We start from the raw sequence: 21,234 nt of genomic DNA, 5'->3' as shown, positions 1-21,234 counted from the left end.
GCCACGACGACTCACGGTGCGGAGAAGCCGGCTGTGCTCAGGACTGCCTTGCCCTTGTCGGACAGAACGTAGTCGACGAACGCTTGCGCGCCGGCAGCGTTCGGAGCCTTGGTCAGCGTGGCGATCGGGTACTCGTTCACGGCCTTGCTCGCTTCAGGGAACTCGATGCCCTCGACCTTGTCCTTGGCGGACAGTACGTCGGTCTTGTAGACCAGCGCGGCGTCGACCTCACCGAGACCGACCTTGGTCAGCGCGGCCTTGACGTCCTGCTCGAGGCTGTCCGGCTGCGGGGTGATCCCCGTTGCCTTGAACACCTTGTCGGCCGCTGCGCCACACGGAACCTGCACGGCACAGAGCGCGATCTTCTTGCTCTTGTCGGCGAAGTCCTTGAGGCCGGTGATCTTGCCCGGGTTCCCCTTCGGTACGGCGATCTCGAGGGTGTTGCTGACGAAGTTCGTCGGCGTGCCCTTGTCCTTCACGTCGTCCATGTTCTTCGGCGCGGCCGAGGCGAACACGTCCGCGGGCGCACCCTCGTTGATCTGCTTGGCGAGCGCGGAGCTGCCGGCGAAGTTGAAGGTCACCTTCGTGCCGGGGTTCGCGGCCTCGAAGTCCTTGCCCAGCTGGGTGAACGTCCCGGTCAGCGAGGCGGCCGCGAACACGGCGATCGTGCCGGACACGGCGGGCGTGCTGCTGGAGCTGCTCGAGCTGCTCGAAGGCGAGGACGACGCGGCCGGGCTGTCGTCGCCGCAGCCGGCCATGGTGAGCGCGGCGACTGTGGCGAGGGCGGCCAGCGCGGTACGGCGGAACATCAGGCCTCCGGTATTTCGACGACGACATGGGTGGACTTGATCGACGCGACGGCCACCACACCGGGCTCCAGCCCGAGCTCGTCCGCGGCCTCACGACTCATCAGCGACACGATGCGGAACGGCCCGGCCTGCATCTCTACCTGGGCCATCACGCCGTCCTTCAGCACGCGGGTGACGATCCCCCGCATCCTGTTGCGCGCCGAGGCGGCGGTGGTACGGCCGGGCTCCGGGGAGTCGGCCAGCTCCTGGGCGAAAGCGGCGAGCGCTTGCCCGTCAACGGCCATCCGGCCGTTCTCCTGCTTCGACGGCAACCGCCCCTGATCGATCCAGCGCCGAACCGTGTCGTCGCTGACCCCCAGAAGTGCGGCTGCCTCACTCACCCGCAAGTTCGGCACGGTAGACAGCATACCGCCGCACGTGCGGATCGATACCAGGTTTTCCACAGTTACGAACCGATGACGGATCGCGGCCGGCAATCCGCATAAGTTAAGGACATGAGCACATCGGGGATGCGGGACTACTTGGACGGGCCGCACAAGGCGGCGCGGGACGTGGTGCGGGCCAGGTTGGCCGGGCACGGGGAGTTGGCGGATCTGGCGGTGCGGTTGCCGCGGGATGAGTATCGGGACAAGGTGCTCGAGCTGTTGATGGAGTCGGCGGCGGACGGGTTGCCGGCGCGTGGGTATCCGAAGGAGTACGGAGGGGAGGGGGATCTGGGCGGGTTCATCGCGGGGTTCGAGACGCTTGCCTTCGGTGACCTTTCGCTGATGGTGAAGGCGGGGGTGCAGTTCGGGCTGTTCGCCGGCGCGATCCTGCATCTCGGGACGGAGAAGCACCACGAGCGGTATCTGGCGGACGCGGTCACTGGGCGGCTGCTCGGCTGCTTCGCGATGACCGAGACCGGTCACGGGTCGAATGTGCAGGCCCTCGGCACGACAGCGACGTACGACGAAGCAACGGGAGAGTTCGTCGTACACACACCGACACAGGAGGCGCGGAAGGACTACATAGGTAACGCGGCGCGGCACGGGCGGATGGCGGCGGTGTTCGCGCAGCTCATAGTGGGTGGCGAGCGTCACGGCGTGCACTGCTTGCTGGTGCCGATCCGGGCCGAGGACGGTACGCCGCTGCCGGGCGTGACGCTGTCGGACTGCGGGCCCAAGCTCGGGCTGAACGGCGTCGACAACGGGCGCATCGTCTTCGACCAGGTCCGGGTGCCGCGGGAGGCACTGCTGGATCGCTACGCCCAGGTCGATGCCGACGGCAACTACACGAGCGGGATCGAGAACCCGGACCGACGGTTCTTCACGATGCTCGGGACCCTGGTGCAAGGACGCGTGTCCGTCGGCGGCGCGGCGATCAACGCGAGCAAGGTCGCGCTGACAATCGCGATCAGGTACGGCGATCAGCGGCGTCAGTTCGGCGCACCGGGTAATGCCGAGGAAACGGTGCTCCTCGACTACCGGATGCATCAGCGACGACTATTGCCGCTGCTCGCGCGGACGTATGCGTTGCATTTCGCGCAGGCCGAGCTGGTCGAGGAGTTCGCGCGGGTGTTCAACGACGATCGCGACGAGCACGACCGGCGGGCGTTGGAGGCGCAGGCGGCCGGCACGAAGGCGCTCGGGACGTGGCACGCGACCGAGACGATCCAGATGTGCCGCGAGGCGTGCGGCGGCGCCGGTTACCTGGCGGAGAACCGGTTGGCCACGTTGAAGGCGGACACCGATGTGTTCACGACGTTCGAGGGCGACAACACCGTCCTCCTGCAGCTGGTGGCCAAGGGTCTGCTGACGGACTACCGGGAGTCGTTCGGCAAGCTCGACCCGCTCGGCACGGCCCGGTTCATCGCGGCGCAGGCGGTGGAGATCGCGGTCGAGAAGGCTGCGCTGCGACCGGTGATCGAGCGGCTGCGGGACGTCGTACCGAATCGGAATGATGCGGCGGATCCGGACGCCGGCTTGCGGGACGACGCGTACCACTCGGGGTTGCTGCGGTTCCGCGAGCAGCACATGTTGTCCGGCGTCGCGCGGCGGTTGAAGGCCGGGATCGATGCGGGCGACGAGCCGTTCGAGGTGTTCAACCGGTGCCAGGACCACGTGATCGCGGCCGGGCGGGCGCATGTCGACCGGGTCGTCCTGGAGGCGTTCCAGTCGGCGGTGCAGCATGCGCCGGAGGAGATCAAGCAGCGGCTGCAGCATCTGTACGACCTGCATGCGCTGGCGACGATCGAGGCGGAGCGCGCGTGGTACCTCGAGCACGGCCGGCTTTCGGCGGGTCGGTCGAAGGCGATCACCGCGCTGGTCAACGAGTTGTGCGCCACCGTCCGGCCAGCTGCGGTGGAGCTGGTTGACGCGTTCGGAGTACCGGGCTCGGCAGTGGAGGTGCCGATGGTTGTACCGTCACAGCATGAGTGAGTCGATCGAACCCGCGTCGGCTGCCGAAGCCGCCCGCGAACTCGCCCGGGTACTGCTTGAGCAAGCTGACGCTCTGGACCTGCACGACCTGCGGGCCACCAGCGCGATCGAGAACGTCCGGGTCCAGGCCCGGGCGCTCGCGGACGCGGTCCATGAACGCGGCTGGGGCGACATCTTCCTCGGGATCGACTCGTACGACCCCGACGAGCTGGACGACCTGCCGCTGGGGCCGGACGATTTCGACGACCCGGCGGACTACCGGGAGATCGTCGAGGGCGGTGGCCTGGACGATCTCGAGGAGCTCGGGGAGCCGCTGCTGCCGGAGGACGGTGTCCGGCTCAGCTACCAGGCGCGCTACGACTACGTGGTGACCGACCCCGAGGCCTTCGTGCAGTACGTGCGGAGCCGCGCGGACGAGGCGCAGAACGACGAAGTGATCGACGACATCGAGGACGCGCAGTCCGCGTTCGAGCTGCTCTGCTACCTGGACGGACTCGGATCGAAGGAGTACGAGTCGTTCGGGCTGATCCCGGGCGGCGGCGAGGAGTCGCACAAGGTGGTCGAGTTCTCCCTGTGGGACCTGGACCCGACCCGGCGCGACGACACCTTCCCCTACTAACCAGCAGACCCCGGAAAGGGAACCTCCCCGCTGTACTGGTCCCCAGCAGCACCAGTACGGCGAGGAAGTCTCCACATAGAAACGCCGACCGTGCCGGACGTTGGTCGCCACCTCACTGGCGACCAACGCCCGACCGGCACGGCCGGCGTCCTGCTGTTGCCCCGAGAGGGCAAGTGGCCCGAAGGAGGGTGGGCCCGAAGCTCATTCCGAGGCCGGCAGGGGAGGTGCAGTCCGGTCGCGGACGGGAGCTCGTCGGGCAACCACCTGGACCCGTTGCCGGCGACCCGTCCGCCGCCGACAAGAGAACGTTGTCATGGGGCCGCTACTACCGGGAATCATCCGGTTCAAACATTTGCATTGCCTTTGAAGTAGGCAACGCTCAGTAAAACTTTCCTCACTTTCCGTACAGATGTTGCCTTCTGCAACAACTAACCACTCGTCAAGACGCTCACTGACGCAGCTGGGTGAGGACGGCGAGCACGCGCCGGTGGGTGTCCGGCGCCTCGTCGATGCGGAGCTTCTGGAAGATGCTGCGCATGTGGCTCTCGACCGTTCGCTCGGCGAGCACCAGGTGCGCGGCGATCGCACTGTTCGAGCGCCCTTCAGCCACCAGCGCCAGCACCTCACGCTCTCGCGCCGACAGCGCGGCAACCGGATCGTCGATGCGCGTCGGTGTCACGAGCGCCGCGACGATCGCCGGGTCGAGCGCGGAGCCGCCGTCCACCACCCGGCGCATCGCGTCGAGGAAGTCCCCGACGCGCAGTACCCGATCCTTCAGCAGGTACCCGAACCCGCCGGTGCCGACCAGCCCGACCACCTGTCGCGTCTCGATGTGCTGCGACAGCATCAGGATCGGCCGCGCCGGCGACTCCGCCCGCAGGATCACGGCCGCCCGCGCGCCGTCGTCCGTCATCGTCGGCGGCATCCGTACGTCGATGATGCTCAGATCGGGATCAACATCGCGTACCACCTCGACCAGTTCGTCCGCCGCGACCGCCGTACCGACGATCTCGTGGCCGTTCTCGGTCAGCAGGCGGCTCAAACCCTCACGAAACAAGGCGGAATCCTCGCCGATCACGATGCGCATGGGATCTCCACCGTGATCGAGGTACCGGCCCCGGGCGGGCTCACGACCGTGAACTCCCCGCCGGCCGAGGCGACCCGGTCGCGCAAGGACGTCAACCCGAACCCTTCCTTGGCTCCGCCCACGCCGTCGTCGCGCACGACCGCGCGCAGTACCTGATCGTTCAGTCCGACCGAGATCGAGATCCGGGTCGCGCGCGCGTGCTTCAGCGCGTTCGCGATCGCCTCACCGACAGTGAAGTAGACCGTCGTCGCGGCGCTCTCGCCGACGTCCAGCTCGGGTACGACGAGATCGACGGGCAGCGTACTGTCCGCGACCAGATGCCGCAGCGCCACCGCGAGACCGTCGTCGAGCCGGCTCGGCCGGACCCCGTGCGCGATCCGCCGCAGCTCCGCGACGGTCTCCTCCAACGTCTCCACGACTTCATCGAGCTCGCGGTACGCCGGTACGCCGGGATCGAGCTGGTACTGCACGGACCGCAGCCGCATCCCGATCGCGATCAACCGCTGCTGAGCGCCGTCATGCAAGTCGCGCTCGAGGCGATGCCGCTCGGCGTTCACCTCGTCCATCAAGCGGGACCGGCTGTGCCGAACCTCGGTCAGCGCCTCGCGGAGCTCGAGCTGCAGTCGACTCACCTCGATCGGCAGTCGCGCTTCGACGACTGCTTCCCGGGCGCGCCGGACGCGCCGCGCGGACGTCGTACCGAGGACCAGCGCGCCGACCACAGAATCGCCCGTCTGCAATGGGATCGCGCCGGCGGGCGGTTCGAGTTCCGATCCGGGTCGTCGTAGCAGGACCTGCAAGCCGGGGTCGTCGAGGGCCGAGCGCAGTACGGCCTCGATCTGTTCCGGCTCAGCCTCGCCGTCGCGCACTCGCCGTACGAAGTCGCGGATCCGGGCCAGCGCGACCGTGCGATCCGGGTCGACCAACCGGCCGACGGTGCGATGGATCCAGTGGTAGACAGGAAGGAGAACCAGCGCGGTCACAAAGGCGGCGGTCGTGACGCCGACCCGGTCGGGGAAGAACCCGCCGGCCGCGAGGACCACCGCCGCGAACACGCCCGCGGAGATCAGGCTCGTGACGAGCCAGCTGACGGTCGCGCCCAGCAGCCGATCGATGTCGAACAGGTCGTGCCGCAGGATCGCGACGGTGATCGCGCCCGGGATCAGGACGAGCATGGCGATCAGGAACCAGGTGTACGCCAAGGTGCCGGGAGCGCCCAGCGCGGATGCCAACCAGCTGAGGCCGAGCAGGATCGGTACGGCGACGGCCGCGGCCATCAGCCAGCGCAGCCGTTGCCGGGTGAGCTGGTCGCCGCGCCGGTACCGCACGACCAGACTGGACGCGGCCGCGAGCAAGGTAGCCAGGAATGCCGCGAAGGCGATGACGATCAGGGCGGCGCGCGCCGGCGTGGTGTCGGTCCGCGCGGCATCTTCGCGGGAGACGACGAAGTTCACCAGCACGGCCGAGACTGGCATTGCCGCCCAGATCCAGCGCCAGTGCCGACCGGGCAGCAGGCCGTCCGGGAACAGCAGGACAAGCGTGACGAACCCCAGGAACAACCACGGCCAGGCACCGACCGCGACCTTGTCGACAGCGGATGCCGCCGGCCATGGGCTCGAGGTATGGGCCGTCGTACCCCAGTCCTCGGCGGTGAAGACGAGGGCGGGTACGGCGGCGGTCAGCGCCAGCGCCGGTCCGATCGGACCAGCCGGAGCCCGGACGACCACCAGCCAACCAAGCAGCAGCGCTGGTAGCAGCAGAGCGGTCGTGACCGGCCAATCGGCCGGCTCCCCGATCGAGGGCGGGCCGTAGGCAAGCATCGCGCGTACGACGGCGGCCGCGACGAACAGGACCGTCGCGGCAACGACCGAACGCCGACGCCGGGGCACATCCACATGATGACCGCGGACCGCCGCTCGCGCACCAGTGCCAGCACTTAGCGGCTGGCCCCGGCCGGGATCCGGCGACAGCACCGATGCGGTAGGCCGCCCAAGAACGCGACTGTGGGGGAGTCAGCTACTCGAGGAGAGGTTTCCAATGATTGCCGCAGCCACCATCCTGTTCGCGTTCCCGCTCGGATTCTTCCTGCGGAACCGCCTGTCCGCGTACGTCGCGTACATCGCGATCTTCGCCTACTGCTTCACGTTCCAGACGCTCTACCTGCTGAGGGCGTGGGTCGGCGACAGCCACCAGGCCTTCCCGGCCGACCCGGAGACGCTGCCGCTCGGCTATCTCGGCGTCACCGCGGGGATCTATGCCGTCGGATTCCTGCTCGTCACCATCGGTCACCGGGTCGGGGCCAAACGCCGTACGCGCGCCGTCGACCTCGACCCGGTGACGTGATCAGGCGAGTTCCAGAGACGGGCGGGCCGGTACGTCGCCGTACGTCGTGGTGCGCTGCCGGGCCGGTCGTCCGGCAGCGGTCGCCATCGCGGTGAGTTCGGCGATCGACTTGCGGCTGCCGTGCTTGGAGCCGGCCATCCGGCTGATGGTCTCCTCCATGAGCGTGCCGCCGATGTCGTTGACGCCGCCGTTGAGTACTGCGACACAACCGTCGACGCCGAGCTTCACCCACGAGCACTGGATGTTGTCGATCCGCCCGTGCAGCATGATCCGCGCCATCGCGTGCACCGCCCGGTTCTCGTCGTACGTCGGACCCGGGCGCGCGACTCCCGCGAGGTAGATCGGCGAGTTCTGGTGGATGAACGGCAGCAGGACGAACTCGGTGAAGCCGCCCGTCTGGTCCTGTACGGCGGCGATCGTGCGCAGGTGCTGGACCCAGTGGTGCGGCGCGTCCACGTGGCCGTACATCATCGTCGAGCTCGACGGCAGACCGACCTTGTGCGCGGTGCTGATCACCTCGATCCAGCTTGCCGTGGGCAACTTTCCCTTGGTGAGGATCCAGCGGACGTCGTCGTCGAGGATCTCGGCCGCGGTGCCGGGGATGCTGTCCAGGCCCGCCTCCTTCACCGAGATCAGGAACTCTTCGATCGACAAGCCGGTGCGAACCGAGCCGTTCACGATCTCCATCGGGGAGTAGGCGTGGACGTGCATTTCCGGTACCCGATCCTTGACCGCGCGGACCAGGTCGGCGTACGCCGTGCCGGGGAGGTCGGGGTGGATACCGCCCTGCATGCAGACCTCGGTCGCGCCGATGACCCAGGCTTCCTCGGCGCGCTGACCGACCTCGTCCATCGACAGCGAGTAAGCGTCGGCGTCGGTCCGGCGCTGGGCGAACGCGCAGAACCGGCAGCCGGTGTAGCACACGTTGGTGAAGTTGATGTTCCGGTTGACGACGTAGGTGACGTCGTCGCCGACCGTTGCCTTACGCAAGTTGTCGGCGATCGCTGCCAACTCGTCGAGCGCCGGCCCGGTCACGGTCATCAGCGTGAGCGCCTGGGCGTCGGACAGCCCTGCCGGGTCGCGTTCGGCGGCAGCCAGGGCTTCCTTCACGTCTCCTTGGATGCGTTCAGGAGCCGACCTGCCCGCGACCTGCTCTCGGAGTACGTCCCAGTCGCCGTAAGCGGCGTCGAAGTCCGAGCGGGTTTCGGTGCGACGGCCCTCGGTGTCGATCGCGGTGTGGAGGTCGGTGCGCCCGACGCTGTCCCAGCCGCCGTCCGGCTCCTGCCACGGCAGGCCGACGGGCTTGGCGTCTTCACGAGCCAACCCGGAAGCCGGATCGACCAGCGCCTCGACGTGCGAGATCAGCCGCGGGTCGAGCCAGGGTTCACGCAGGTACTCCGGGTGCGCCGTCAGCCGCTCCCGCAGTACGAACCCCGCGTCCGCCGTCACCTTCGCGAGGTCGTCGATCTGGGGCCATGGGCGCTCCGGGTTCACGTGGTCGGGCGTCAGCGGCGACACTCCACCGAAGTCGTCCACGCCGGCGTCAAGCAGCGCACGGCATTCGGCGAGGTCGACGAGGTTCGGCGGCGCCTGTACCCGTACCCGCGGCCCGAGCACGATCCGGGTCGCCGCGATCGCGGCCAGCCACTCGTCCAGCGGTACGTCGGCGTCGTTGCGCATCGCCGTGTCCGGCTTCACCCGGAACCCCTGGATGATGACCTCCTGGATCCCGTTGTACTGCCGTGCAACCTTGCGCAGCGCGAAGATCGAGTCCGCTCGCTCCGGCAACGTCTCGCCGATCCCGATCAGCAGCCCGGTCGTGAACGGCACGTTCGACCGCCCGGCATCCTCCAGCACGCGCAGCCGAATCGCTGGATCCTTGTCCGGCGACCCGAAGTGCGGCTGGCCCTTCTCCTCGAACAGCCGGCGCGAGGTGGTCTCGAGCATCATCCCCATGCTCGGCGCGACCGGCTTCAACCGCTGCAGGTCCTGCCACGACATCACGCCCGGGTTCAGGTGGGGCAGCAGACCCGTCTCCTCGAGGACCCGGATCGCCATCGCGCGTACGTAGTCGAGCGTGCTGTCGTACCCGGCCTCCTCCAGCCACTGCTTCGCTGCGTCCCACCGCTCCTCGGGTGCATCGCCCAGCGTGAACAGCGCCTCCTTGCAGCCCAGCGCCGCGCCTTGCCGCGCGATCTCCAGGACCTCGTCCGGCGAGAGGTACGGCGCGTGCACCCGACCCGGCGTCGTCGCGAACGTGCAGTAGTGGCAGCGGTCCCGACAGAGCCGGGTCAGCGGGATGAAGACCTTCTTCGAGTAGGTGACAATGCCCGCCCGGCCGGCATCGGCCAGGCCCTGGTCGCGGACGCGGGCCGCGGTCGCCATCAGGGCGGTCAGCGCGTCGCCGCTCGCGCCGAGCAGCACCTCCACCTCCGCCGGGTCGAGGGTCTTGCCGTCATCCGCACGCTTCAACGCGCGCCGCATCGCAGTACTCAAATCGTTGGCCACGAAATCCGAGCCTAAGACGGGAAAACCGGTCGATCTCGCGATTCCGGGCACCAAAAACAATCCGTACAGACGTCCTGATAGTTTGCTGTTTGTGCAGGTCAGAAGGGTTGCGGACGGTCGTCGGCTGCGCGGTGAGCAGCGGCGGAGCGAGCTGCTGCGCGCGACTCTGACCGTCATTGAACGCGACGGAGTCGCAGGTGTGAGCCATCGCGCGGTGGCTGCCGCGGCCGATGTCTCGGTCGCCTCGATCACGTACCACTTCCCGACGCTGGACGATCTCCTCGTCGCCGCGCTCCGCTCAGCCGCCGAGGATCTCGCGGTCGAACTGCACGGGCGAGGCAGCGAGCTCGGCGCCCGCCCGGCCGACGAGCTGGCGCGGCTGATCGAGCACAGCGTCGTACGGCGGCGTGGCCGGACGCTCGCGCTCTACGAGCTCTATCTGTACGCCGCGCGCCGGCCCGAGCTCCGCGAAACGGCTGGGGCGTGGCTGGAGCCGTTGACGGAGATCGCCCGCGCATTCACTGCGGATCCGCAGAAGGCACGGTTGCTGGTCGCTGCCCTGGACGGGCTCCTGATGCAGGCACTGATAGGTGCGCGTGAGATTGACCAGCAGGACGTCGCTGCGCTGGTGCAGGTGCTGAGGTAGCGCACGGGCTACCTGTGGTCGGGTGCTGGGGCCAGAGCGCTGGTGCGGTCGCAGCGGGTTGGCTGGGCGCATGCTGAGGTTGTCTGTCGGAGCGCTGCGGACCAGGTGGCAGTTGTTCGCCGGTGCGGTGGTCGCGGTCGCGCTAGGGGTCGGGCTGGTGCAGTCGGGGCTGCAGATGCTGGCTGCGACGGATCGGCCCGTACTGCCGGCAGGGCTGTCGGCGTACCAGCGGGCTCAGGTGCGGGAGGGGTATGTCGGCGCCGCGACGTTGCTGGGGATGTCGGTGATGCTGGCTGTGTTTCTGAGCGTGTTCATTGTCAGTACGACGTTCGGCTTCATGACTGTGCAGCGGCGGCGGGAGTTCGGGCTGCTGCGGCTCGTCGGGGCGCAGCGGGGCTACCTGTGTTTGATGGTGATCACCGAGGCCGGACTGCTCGGGCTGGTGGGCAGCGTGGTCGGTCTGCCCCTCGGAGTGCTGGCTGCCTGGGCTCAGTCGTGGTTACTCGTGCAGCTGGGGATGCTGCCGAGCTGGTTCGAGGCGCCGTGGGATCAGGGGGCGATGTGGGCGGCGATGATCGTCGGGGTCAGTACGGCGCTGGCCGGCGTACTCGCGGCGGCCTGGCGGGCGTCGCGGATCAACGCGCTCGAGGCGATCGTGGACGGATCGGCTGCACGGCGGGTGATGACGGGCTGGCGATGGTTCTGGGGGTTGTCGGCCGCGTTCGGCACGGTGATGCTGGTGATCGCGGCGCAGGCGGCGCGGGATCTCGTTGCGGGGTTGATGATCGGACTGGTCGTGATGATCAGCGGGTCCGTCGCACTGAGCCAGTTGAGTCCGGTCGTCGTACCGCTCGTCGGCCGCGTTCCCGCGATCGTTGTCCGCGGCAACTTGATCGCGGATCTCGCGCGGGCCGGTGTGTTGCACGCAGTACGGCGCAGTGCGGCGACCGCGGCGCCGCTGATCGTGCTTGTCGGACTGGTGGTCGGGCTGTGGGGGACGTTCGGCTCGCTGGCGAAGGCGGTCGGGGTGGAGCAGGAGCGGTTGATCACAGCGGATGTCGTCGTCGATCATGCGGTCGCGCCGGGGCCGGGGATCGTGGCGGCGTCGGCGCAGACCGCCGTACCGATCGTTGTCACTCGGGGGAAGAACACTGTGTACTCCGAGGCGATCGGGATCGATGCGCCGGCGTACCAGCAGACGCACAAGCTGCGGCCGCGGAAGGGTTCGCTGGACCGGCTGATCGGGCGGACGATCGCGATCGGGCCGGGGATGGCGGTGGAGGGTTACAAGCTCGGTTCGGTTCTCAAGGTTGCTCTTGGCAACAGAAAGATCGCTGTGAAGGTGGTGGCGATCATGCCGGAGACGCTTGATGTCAGCGAGAACTTCTTCATCCCGCGGAGCCTGCTGCCCGCCGGTGGGCGGACCGAGACGTTGGTCAAGCTCGCGCCTGGTACGACGATGGACGGCCAGACGGTTGAGGAGTGGGCAGAGGCTCGTGGTGAGGTGCAACAGCGGAGCAACTCGGGTTTGTTTGCTGCGTTGATGGGGTTGGCGGGGATCTTCACGGCCGTCGCGGTGGTCAATGCGGTCGTGATGTCGACGGCTGATCGGCGGCGCGAGTTCACGCTGGGGCGGATGGCCGGGTTGACGCGTGGGCAGGTCGTTGCGATCGCCGTCCTGGAGTCCGCGACCGTTGTGGTGGTCGGCGTACTGCTTGGTGCTGTGGTGGCCGCGGCCGCGCTGGCCGGGATCGCGGCGGGGCCTTACGGCCTTGCTGCGTTGGCGATTCCGTGGCGGCTGCTCGGGCTGATCTTCGCGTCGGCGCTGGTCGTGGTCGGGTCGGCGGCCGCGCTCACCGCTTGGCGTGCGACGTCTCGCCGGCTCGGCACATGCTGAGCAGGACGACGTGGTGGAACGGGCGGATCAGGTTGTAGTAGAACCGGCCGGCCGGTCGCAGGAACTGCACGAGGGTGACTACCTGGAACTTGGCCGGCCGCTCGTTGTCCGTGATGAACGCGAGGTAGCCGATCAGGTGGTTGTCGGAAATCTTCAGTAGTAGGTAGTGATCCTCTTCGCCGCGCATGACGGTGAAGAACGCGTCCTTCTCGCCCGGGGTGAAGCTCACCGTCTCCGGGCGCAGCTTGCGCGAATCCGGCACGGTTGCTGTCTCGAGGCGCAGTACGGTCGCGACCGCGATCCGGATGGCGAACAATCCCTTGACCCACAACGGACTGTGGCTGAGCGCACCCGCGACGAACTGCCGCAGCGTCACGTCGCCGCTCGCTGTCTTCACGTCGATCTCGTCCATGACCGGGATCAGGTCGTCGAGCTCATGCAGGGTCGTCGGCATCGTTCGCTCCCTCTAATCGATCAGTCGGAGAGTGAGGTTGTAGATCTCACGCAGATCGGTTCGGTCGACCGGCGGCAACACTTGCTCGGCCCCGATCAGAATCAGATACAGCAACTGCGCGAACCGGTCCGGATCGACGTCTGCGCCTAGGCCACGACATAGCTCCTTCAGGTACGCGGTGCGCGCCTCGTCCACCCGCTCCTGCGCCGCCCGCACGTCGGGGTCCTGCAAAGCCCACGCCCGCACGGCGATCTCCAATGCCGCACTATCCGGATCAGCCAGCACCAGGCGCAACAGATGCTCCAACTTCGCCCGCGGCTTCGCGTTCTCCGCGTCGATGGTGTCGATCAGCCGGGTCGTGTACTGCGCCTCGAAGTACTCCATCAGCGCTGCCTTGAAACCGCCGGCACTTCCGAAGTGGTGGTAATACGACCCCTTCGTCACCCCGAGCTGGTCGGTCAACCGCTCGATCGTGATCGCCGGCGCCCCCTCGGTCGCCAACAACTCAAGCCCCGCATCCAACCACTCAATCCGTGTAACCACCCCAAAACCATACCATACGGTTTGGTATGGTCCAGCGGCTGGCGGGGCGGCTGGCGGGGCGGCTGGCGGGGCGGCTGGGCGGTGGGTCAGGTGGTCTGGAGTGGGATTTGCTTGTCGTGTAGGTAGAGCGCGGTGATGTGGGCTTGGCCTCGGCGGGTGGTGAGTTTGCGGGTGGTGGTGTTGAAGGTGCCGTAGGCGTTGCCGGTGGACCAGAAGATGTGGTGCGTGTCGGGGAGCCGAGGGGCGAAGCGCATGGTGCCGGTTTGGGCGTTGTAGGTGAAGCCGGTCAGGGCTACGACTGCGCCCCAGCTCGCCATGGCTCGGGCGTAGTGGTGGCCGCATTCAGCCTCGTCGAACGGGTTACGCCGTTCGCCGTCGTAGCGGTGGCGGATGTTGGCAACGACTTGTAGACCCTCGTCGACCATGCCTTCGGTGATCAGACCGACGGCGAGGATGTGTTCGAAGCCCGTCATGACCTCGGTGAAGTACGGGAACGGGCGCTCGGGGCGGTTCCCGCGCGGGTAGCTGCACATCAGTACGGCGGACTCGTCGTCGCCGAGGACGTAGCTGCGCATGTGGTTGAAATGCCCCGCGAACCCATCGAGCCCGTTGTGCCTCAAGATGCTGCGCAGCGTCGTACGAACGTGGTCGTCGTCGAGCAGCGGCCCCAGTTGAGTCAGTCGAGCGAGGTGCTGCCCGACCAACTGGTCGACAAGACACCCGTCGCCCAACTGCAGCACGGGATGCGTCGGATCAGCGGCGCCCATCGTCTCGCGCAGCCCGCGAGCCACATCATCCGCGGACGCCGGCGGGCGGATCTCGTGCCGGTAGTACTCGCCGTTGAACAGATGCTCGTCCATCCACGCACTGCCATGCTCGAACAGCTTCCGGCACTCGACGGCCAGCTCATCACCGAGGTACGTCGCCATCTCCTCACAGGCGCGGAGCGCTGCCAGGTACCACGACTGCATCTGCGGATTCGGCCCGTAGTACTCGACGTCCATCGTGTTGTGCTGGCAGCCCTCCATCACCCCGTCGCGGTCCGCGTCCCACCCGCCGGGGATCCAGCAGAACTCGAGCGCCCGCCGCGCAGCAGGCCACAACGAGCGCAGCAGCTCGTCGTCACCACTGAGCCGCCAGTCGCGATACAGCTTCACCAAACAGCCGAGCTGACCGTCCGCGGCCGCGACTCTCCAGTCACGGGCGCTCGACGACAACGGCAGACCCACGCGGAAGCTCATCAACCCGGCGTCGTCGGTCGCGTGCGCGAACTCGACCTCACGCAACGACCGGGCGATCTCGCCGAAGAGGAACGGTGTCGCCTGCTCGTAGTTCCACACATGCGTGCAGTTCCCGAAACAACTGCCGACATGGTCCGAGCAGCCTTCCCAGCCGAAGAACCGCCCGTCCGGCGTACGGAAGACCGTCTGCGTGCGCAACGTGCTCAGGTTGAACAGCGCCGCCTCTTGGACCTCCACCGGCAGAACACTCGACACGAAGTCATTGACGAAGGCAACAGTCTCACGCTCCAACTCGTCCAGCTGAGGTGCGAACTGGCACAGGGCGGTCCAGGCATCGTCGTGCAGCGTCGTGTAGTAGTTGCCGACGATGTCCGGCTTCTCCCAGGCGCGCCGGTTCGGAAAGTGCCACGCGAGAACGAAGGTGAAGCGGGAAGTAGCCCCGGCGGCGATCGTACGACGGTCCGCGACCGAAGCGACCGGAGTCGCCGACTCGCTGACACGTTCGTCGAGGCGCCCGTCCGCGGTGAAGTCGTCCCAGAACTCCAGCAGACTGTCGCCCCAGGTGCGATCGGCCCATCCCGTACGACGAGTCACATCGAACCCGTCCAGTACGGCGAGCGCGATCGACCCGAACTGCTCCGCGCCAGGATCCACTCCACGACTGCGCAGCAGCACGCCGCGCGCAGATTCCCCGTCTGCAGCCGTGTTGTAGTTGCCTGCAGCAACATCACTCGCCCCGTCCCGGCCGATGAAGTTCTCCAGCGCACCGGCCAGCGACACCTTCAACGACGAGGAGCTTCGGTTCGTGACGACGAAGCGCAGCACCGCCACCGGCCACGAGCTCGCCTCGACGTCGGTAGGAATCAAAGGATTGAAGGACTCCAGCGCAACATCCACTGGTACGTCGTCGTCACGAAGCTCGAGCCGCGCAAAGGGATAGGTGGTCGCGAAGGACGCCTCCCGGAACCGAGGCAGACCATGATTCTGCGCGCCGCTCCCATGTGCCCCTTCGTATTCACTCAGATCCAGCGGACCCTCGACCGCGCGAGCGGTAACCGCGCCGTCCGGCGACTCGGTACGGACGGCGAAGAACGCTGTACCCGGCCGGAATCCCTTCGCCGGTCGGTTCACGATCTCCCAGTCGCGGAGGTTGCCGCGACCGCCGAGGCTGACCGTCCCGGTCCCGATGCCGCCGAGCGGCAGGGCGATCCGGCGGAGGTTACGTCCGCTGTACGTGCGCAGGATGGGCCACATACCTATCGACCCTAAACGCGAAGACCCGCCGGAGAAATCGATCTCCGGCGGGTCGGGCAGACCAATCAGGCGTCGGCTACGGTGAGCGCCTCGGCTTCGACCTCGGAGTGGTTGGTGGGGACGCGGAGGTGGGCCAGCGGCTTCCAGCCGGTGGCCAGCACGCCGACCGCGAGCAGCACGGCGAAGGCGCCGACGTAGAACGGCAGCTGGATGTTGAACTCCTCGCCGAGCTTCCCGGCCAGCCACGGCGCGACCGCACCGCCGGAGAAACGGACGAACGAGTACGCCGCGGACGCCGTTCCGCGCTCGACCGGGGCGGCCGACATCACGGCCTCGGTGATCAGCGTGTTGTTGATGCCCAGGAACAGACCGGCCACGACCACGCCGATCGCCAGCACCGCCTTGTGGTGAGCGAAGAGACCCATGACCGCGAGGTCCGCGCTGAAGAGCAGCAGCACAGTCATCGCAACCGGCAGCGTGCCGAACCGGCGCTGCAACCGCGGCGCCACGAACACCGACGTGAACGCGAGACACAGGCCCCAGCCGAAGAAGATCAGCCCGATCTGCCGCGCCGACATCGCCAGCGGGAACGGGGTGAACGCGAGCAGCGTGAAGAAGCCGAAGTTGTACAGCAGCGCGGTGATCGCCACCGTCGCCAGGGACCGGTGCCGCAGTGCCTTCAGCGGCTCGACGATCGACGTACGGCGGGCTTCGGGCGGCGAGGCGGGCAGCAGGAACGCGGTCGCGGCGAGCGCGATCGTCATCAGGACGGCGACGCCGAAGAACGGGCCGCGCCACGAGATCGTGCCGAGCTCACCGCCGACGAGCGGGCCGGCCGCGATACCGACGCCGAGGGCGGCCTCGTAGAGGATGATCGCCTCGGCGACCGAGCCGGCGGCCGAGTTCACGATCGTGGCGAGGGCGGTCGCGATGAAGAGCGCGTTACCGAGACCCCAGCCGGCGCGGAACGCGACGATCATGCCGATGCTGTTGGACGCGCCGGCCAGTGCGCTGAAGACGACGATGATCGCCAGGCCGATGAGCAGGGTGCGCTTGGCGCCGATCCGGCTGGAGACCGCGCCGGTGATCAGCATCGCGACACCGATGACTGCCATGTAGCTGGTGAACAGCAGCGAGACCTGGGACGGGCTCGCGTGCAACTGCTCGGCGATCGGCTTGAGGATCGGGTCCACCAGGCCGATGCCCATGAAGGCGATCACGCAGGCGAACGCGACCGCCCAGACGGACTTGGGCTGCTTGAGAAACGATGAGTTGCTCACCGGGGCGTGTCCTCCAGAGGTTCGAGGGTGAGGAGTTTGTGGATGACGGCGACCGCGGCCTGCAGCGTGGTGAGGTCCGTCGCGGAGAGTTGATGAAGCCGGGAGGCCAGGGCGACGCCGGCTTGCCGCCGGGCGCTGTTCAGTTCGGCGAGGCCGGCGTCGGTGAGGCTGATCAGGCTGGCGCGGGAGTCGGCCGGGTCCGCCGCGCGGCGGACCGAACCCTGCTCTTCCAGGCGCTGGACGAGGTTGGACATCGTCGGCTGGGAGCACCGGTCGGCCTTGGCCAGCTCACTGATCCGGGCCTGTCCGAGCTCGTCGAGCCGCCCGAGCACGCGCATCGCTGCGTGCGGCAGCGTGTTCACGTCGCGGGTCGCCATCCGGTTCAACCGTGACGACGCGACGACGACATCCTCGCCGAGCCGAGTCAGATCCGTAGCAATCACACTGACAAATATACATAGGAATGCTATGTATATCCACAGGAGTGAACGAGATCACCCAGCCCGGGTTCAGGCGACGGCGGGCGCCTCGGCGCGGGCGAAGAGGCGGTCGAACACCGCAACCCGGTCGAACTGCAACGCGTACGCTCGTGCGCGCCGCTCGGCTCCCGCCCGCTGCTCGCGAGTCCAGTCGCACACGACCTCGTCGAGCACGGCTCGCAGCGTGTCCGGGTCATGCTGCGGCACCAGCAGAGCCGTATCACCGACAGCCTCGGGTACGCCGCCGGTCGCGCAGGTGATGATCGGCCCGCCGCCGGCGAGGGCCTTCTCGACCAGCGCGATCCCGAACGTCTCCACGAACTCCGGCTGCTCGCGGGTCGGTAGCACGAACGCCGCGCTCCCGGCCATCAGCGCCGGCTTCTCCGCGTCGTCCACGTCGGTAAGCACCCGCACCCGCCCGCCCAGGCCGGCCGCTGCGATCCGCGCCACCACCGCAGCTTCGTGCGGCCCGCGTCCGGCGAGGACCAGCGGCACCCGCTCGGCCGACCGCGAACCCGCGTACGCGTCGATGAGGTCGTCGACTCCCTTCGCCGAGGCGATCCGGGACAGGAACAGCACGTACCCGTCCCGCGAAAGACCGCGTCGCGTGAGAGCCTCGGCGATCCCGTCATCGGTGAGCGACAGGTAGGTCCAGGAATCGACGGCCGGGTAGGAGATCGCGATCCGCTCACGGCACTGCTGCGCGAACGTCGTACCGTGCATGTCGTCGAGGGTCGCCGCCGAGGCCACGATCAGGTCCTTGGTGTACTCCGACACCGCCACGCAGTGATCGGCCGCCAGGTAGACCGACAGGATGTGCGCGGCCGCCCCGAACCTGCCGGTGGCCACGCACTCGCGCACCACGTTGGTGATGTCGGAGCCGACCGCCTCAGCCACTGTCACGACCTGTGCCGGCCCGATCCTGCGCGCCACCTGGACAGCCTCCTGTACGGCGATCGTGTGCGGGCTCAGGTACAGCGACATGGCCACCGTCGGCACCCCGTCGCCGAACAGCTCGATCAGCCGCCCGATCAGCCCGGACAGATAGCGCCCGTCCGGAACCCGGTAGTCGCCAACCGGCGAGGGCCGCTCCACTGTGATGCCCGGGCTGTACGGCAGCACGCGATCGAGTGGCTTCAGCGGCAGCCCGGCCGCCTCCAGCGCATCCTGCGGCCAGGTCACGATCCGTACGTCGTCGAACCCGCGGGTGAGCGCCACCTCCGCGAGGCATCGGGCCTCACCGGAATGCCCGCAGATCACCGGGTCGGCGCGGACGACGATGACCAGCCGGCGGCTGGGTGTGGATGGGACGAAAGTGTCGTCGGCGATGGTCATGCCTCACCTCCAGTGGTGTGCAGTGGGTCGGATGTGGACGGTGGTCTGATCCGGCTGCCCCAGCCGGAGGGCTGAGGGCCGAGCTCGATGTGCAGGTTGCGGATGTGCCGCAGCTCGCGGCCGGAGATCCAGGGGCGTTCGAGTGTCTTGCCGTCCACCGCGACGGATTGGACGTAGGAGACCGGGCCGCCTGCCTCGACCGGCTCGAATCCGGAGGTGGTGATCGACAGCTCGCCCTCGGGCAGCACGGTTGTGGACTCCGACACGGCCGGCGCGCTCACCAGGAAGAGGTTCTGCCCAGCCACCGGGAACAGCCCGAGCGTCGCCCACACGTACCACGCGGACAGCCCGCCGGAGTCGTCGTTACCCGGCAGCCCGCCACGGCCGGTGCCGAACTGGTTGGCGACCGCGGCGTGCACCACCTCGGCGGTCCGGTCCGGCCGGCCGGCGTAGTGGTAGGACCACGGTGCCTCGTAGTCAGGTTCGTTGTTCAACCCCTCGAACCGGCACAGGCCGTACCCGGCGTTCATCTCGGCCACGCTCGGTGCCACTCCCGGCTGGGTGACCGGTGCGGCGTCGTACCCGAAGAACCGGTCGAGCAGCCCCACGAACGCCTTGTCGCCGCCGGCGAGCGCGATCCGGGCGCGCATGTCGTGCAGCAGCCTGAAGGAGTAGTTCCACCGGCCGCCCTCGTAGAACGTCGAGTCCTGCAGCAAGCCGGTGTCCCGGTCGTACGCCGCCTGCCAGCCTCGGGCGAGATCGCGCATCTGCTTTGCCAGCGGCCGGTCGCGTACCTTGTGGGCGATCGCCGCGGTGCAGTGGTACGCGTACGCCAGGTCGAGGGTGTGGCTGATCGGATGCGCCACACCGTGCACGAGGTAGTCCTCGCCGTACGTTCGGCGTAGGTCCATCTCCAGGTGCACCATGGCCCAGTCCCAGTCGATACCGGGCAGATCCAGCTGGCACAGGTCGGCTAGGAAGGTGTGCGCGAGCGCGCTGCCCTGCCGCGAGAACCGGTCGGCGCCCTTGGCCATCCGATAGCCGATCGGCAGGTTGCCCTCCTGCTCGCAGATCGACAGCATCGCGCCGGCCAGCGCGACCGAACGCTGCGGGAACAACGTGGTCATCAACGGCAGCTGTGTGCGGTAGATGTCCCACATAGTGCAGATGTCGAACGCGTAGGGCCCTTCGGTCGTCCACGACGGGCTCTCGTCCGGAGCGAAGCACGGCTTGACCAGCGAGTGGTAGAGCGCCGTACCGAAAACCGTTGCCTGGTCGTCGGACTCGGCCTTGATCTCAACCTTGCCGAGGTGGTCGCGCCAGGCGGCTGCCGTGTGGTCGCGCCGCCCGTCGAACGTGACCTGGGTGCCGCCGACGTCCGCGTGCAGGTTTTCGCGGGCCTTCTCGCATCCGCGCAAGGAGAACCCCAGCCGCACTTCGACGGTCTGCTCGGCCCGCGAGGGGCCCATGAACATCAGCCCGAACGGCCGCAGCGTGGTCGGGCGGATGTAGTCGAAGTCGAGGCGGGTACCGCCAGGCATCAGGCGCCGGTCGTACCACAGCAGCTGCCGCCAGCCTGGGGCGTCAACCTCCAGGTGTACGGCGAGTGGCACCCCCTCGACGTGGATCTCTCCCTGAGCCACGCCGGGCTCCAGCATCGCCAGGTGCGCCTTCAGCGGCACGGTCCGGCTGTGCGGGATGGCCAGGCCGCCGGTCGAGGCGTCGATGACGATCCGGGCGGCGTCATCCGCCGGGAAGGTGTACCGGTGGACCGCCGACTTGGGGCCGACCGTCACCTCGCAGCGCACCCCCGAGCTCAGCGTCGCCGCGTAGTAGCCGGGCTCGGCGACCTCGTCCAACAGGTCCCAGGTGGTGCCTAGGTCGTCGAGCGGGCCGAGCATCGGCGTGACCCGGAAGTAGTTGTAGTACTTGCGGATCGCGCCGGTGCCGGACTGCTGGAAATGGGTGAAGCCGGACGCGACCGGGCGGTCGTACAACAGCTCGGGCACGCCCTCGGTGTTGAAGTCGTACAGCCCGTATCCGGTCGGGTAGGCCCCGGAGTACGGGCAGGCCGACACCATCCCGAAGGGATGCATGGCGCCCGGGTGCGTGTTGCCGACCTGGGGTTTTGGCCACCACCAGGTTGCTGCCAGGCCCTGCGGCGTCGGCAGTTCAGTGGCGCCGGTCCCGATGAACGGGTCGACGTGCTCGTACATCGGCTCACCGCCTCGCCGCGGCTGATGTGGGCTCTCAACGTAAGAAGCGCATGTTTCAGCCGCGTGACCGAACGAGACGGGCAGGTTACGCCCGCGCCGACGCGAT

At 68.1% G+C, this 21,234-nt stretch carries 17 protein-coding genes; 5 read left to right on the top strand and 12 right to left on the bottom strand.

Annotated elements, in window-relative coordinates; all coding sequences use genetic code 11:
• Positions 1-11 precede the first annotated feature (11 nt).
• Complete coding sequence (gene modA / locus EV645_RS10745; RefSeq protein WP_130442205.1) at positions 12-809, bottom strand: molybdate ABC transporter substrate-binding protein; 798 nt, start codon at positions 807-809, stop codon at positions 12-14.
• A complete protein-coding gene (locus EV645_RS10740) occupies positions 809-1,204 on the bottom strand; it encodes a TOBE domain-containing protein (RefSeq protein WP_130442203.1) in 396 nt (131 codons plus the stop codon). The genes modA and EV645_RS10740 overlap by 1 nt, the downstream gene beginning before the upstream one ends.
• 99 nt (positions 1,205-1,303) lie before the next feature.
• Here EV645_RS10740 and EV645_RS10735 point away from each other — a divergent pair, with 99 nt between their 5' ends.
• Complete coding sequence (locus tag EV645_RS10735; protein WP_130442201.1) at positions 1,304-3,226, top strand: acyl-CoA dehydrogenase family protein; 1,923 nt, start codon at positions 1,304-1,306, stop codon at positions 3,224-3,226.
• A complete protein-coding gene (locus tag EV645_RS10730) occupies positions 3,219-3,845 on the top strand; it encodes a hypothetical protein (protein WP_130442199.1) in 627 nt (208 codons plus the stop codon). The genes EV645_RS10735 and EV645_RS10730 overlap by 8 nt, the downstream gene beginning before the upstream one ends.
• Positions 3,846-4,293: 448 nt before the next feature.
• Here the strand turns inward: EV645_RS10730 and EV645_RS10725 are convergent, their stop codons facing one another.
• Positions 4,294-4,932, bottom strand: coding sequence for a response regulator transcription factor (locus EV645_RS10725; RefSeq protein WP_130442197.1), 639 nt, complete (start codon positions 4,930-4,932; stop codon positions 4,294-4,296).
• Positions 4,920-6,821: a sensor histidine kinase gene (locus EV645_RS10720; RefSeq protein WP_130442195.1), complete on the bottom strand. Its 1,902-nt coding sequence runs from the start codon at positions 6,819-6,821 to the stop codon at positions 4,920-4,922. Before EV645_RS10720 ends, EV645_RS10725 begins: the two co-directional genes overlap by 13 nt.
• Positions 6,822-6,969: 148 nt before the next feature.
• On the opposite strand from EV645_RS10720, the gene EV645_RS10715 reads away from it, so the two are divergent.
• Positions 6,970-7,275, top strand: coding sequence for a hypothetical protein (locus EV645_RS10715; RefSeq protein ID WP_130442193.1), 306 nt, complete (start codon positions 6,970-6,972; stop codon positions 7,273-7,275).
• On the opposite strand, the gene EV645_RS10710 is transcribed toward EV645_RS10715, so the two are convergent.
• Positions 7,276-9,759 carry a bifunctional FO biosynthesis protein CofGH gene (locus tag EV645_RS10710; protein WP_130443715.1) on the bottom strand — a complete coding sequence of 828 codons (2,484 nt, stop codon included), beginning with the start codon at positions 9,757-9,759 and terminating at the stop codon, positions 7,276-7,278.
• Positions 9,760-9,874: 115 nt separating this feature from the next.
• Here EV645_RS10710 and EV645_RS10705 point away from each other — a divergent pair, with 115 nt between their 5' ends.
• Positions 9,875-10,429 carry a TetR/AcrR family transcriptional regulator gene (locus EV645_RS10705; protein WP_242000319.1) on the top strand — a complete coding sequence of 185 codons (555 nt, stop codon included), beginning with the start codon at positions 9,875-9,877 and terminating at the stop codon, positions 10,427-10,429.
• 70 nt (positions 10,430-10,499) lie between these two features.
• Positions 10,500-12,326 carry an ABC transporter permease gene (locus EV645_RS10700; RefSeq protein WP_130442189.1) on the top strand — a complete coding sequence of 609 codons (1,827 nt, stop codon included), beginning with the start codon at positions 10,500-10,502 and terminating at the stop codon, positions 12,324-12,326.
• Here EV645_RS10700 and EV645_RS10695 read toward each other — a convergent pair.
• The 7 genes from EV645_RS10695 to EV645_RS10665 all read right to left on the bottom strand — a co-directional run bounded on the left by EV645_RS10695 (position 12,283) and on the right by EV645_RS10665 (position 21,128).
• On the bottom strand, positions 12,283-12,780 hold the full coding sequence (locus EV645_RS10695) for a DUF2867 domain-containing protein (RefSeq protein ID WP_130442187.1): 498 nt from the start codon (positions 12,778-12,780) through the stop codon (positions 12,283-12,285). The genes EV645_RS10700 and EV645_RS10695 overlap by 44 nt on opposite strands.
• 12 nt (positions 12,781-12,792) lie before the next feature.
• On the bottom strand, positions 12,793-13,323 hold the full coding sequence (locus EV645_RS10690; protein WP_130442185.1) for a TetR/AcrR family transcriptional regulator: 531 nt from the start codon (positions 13,321-13,323) through the stop codon (positions 12,793-12,795).
• Positions 13,324-13,409: 86 nt separating this feature from the next.
• A complete protein-coding gene (locus EV645_RS10685) occupies positions 13,410-15,818 on the bottom strand; it encodes a GH116 family glycosyl-hydrolase (protein WP_130442183.1) in 2,409 nt (802 codons plus the stop codon).
• A 65-nt stretch (positions 15,819-15,883) separates the two neighbouring features.
• Positions 15,884-17,098, bottom strand: coding sequence for an MFS transporter (locus EV645_RS10680; protein ID WP_242000318.1), 1,215 nt, complete (start codon positions 17,096-17,098; stop codon positions 15,884-15,886).
• Complete coding sequence (locus EV645_RS10675; protein WP_130442181.1) at positions 17,095-17,541, bottom strand: MarR family winged helix-turn-helix transcriptional regulator; 447 nt, start codon at positions 17,539-17,541, stop codon at positions 17,095-17,097. Before EV645_RS10675 ends, EV645_RS10680 begins: the two co-directional genes overlap by 4 nt.
• Positions 17,542-17,607: 66 nt before the next feature.
• Positions 17,608-18,912, bottom strand: a complete 1,305-nt coding sequence (locus EV645_RS10670; protein ID WP_130442179.1) for a glycosyltransferase — start codon at positions 18,910-18,912, stop codon at positions 17,608-17,610.
• Positions 18,909-21,128 carry a glycoside hydrolase domain-containing protein gene (locus tag EV645_RS10665; protein WP_130442177.1) on the bottom strand — a complete coding sequence of 740 codons (2,220 nt, stop codon included), beginning with the start codon at positions 21,126-21,128 and terminating at the stop codon, positions 18,909-18,911. Before EV645_RS10665 ends, EV645_RS10670 begins: the two co-directional genes overlap by 4 nt.
• Positions 21,129-21,234: the final 106 nt, after the last annotated feature.

This window comes from Kribbella rubisoli, from assembly GCF_004217145.1.
GTDB lineage: Bacteria > Actinomycetota > Actinomycetes > Propionibacteriales > Kribbellaceae > Kribbella > Kribbella rubisoli.
Note: the sequence above shows the minus strand (reverse complement) of the source record. Positions and strands in the feature narration are given on the sequence as shown.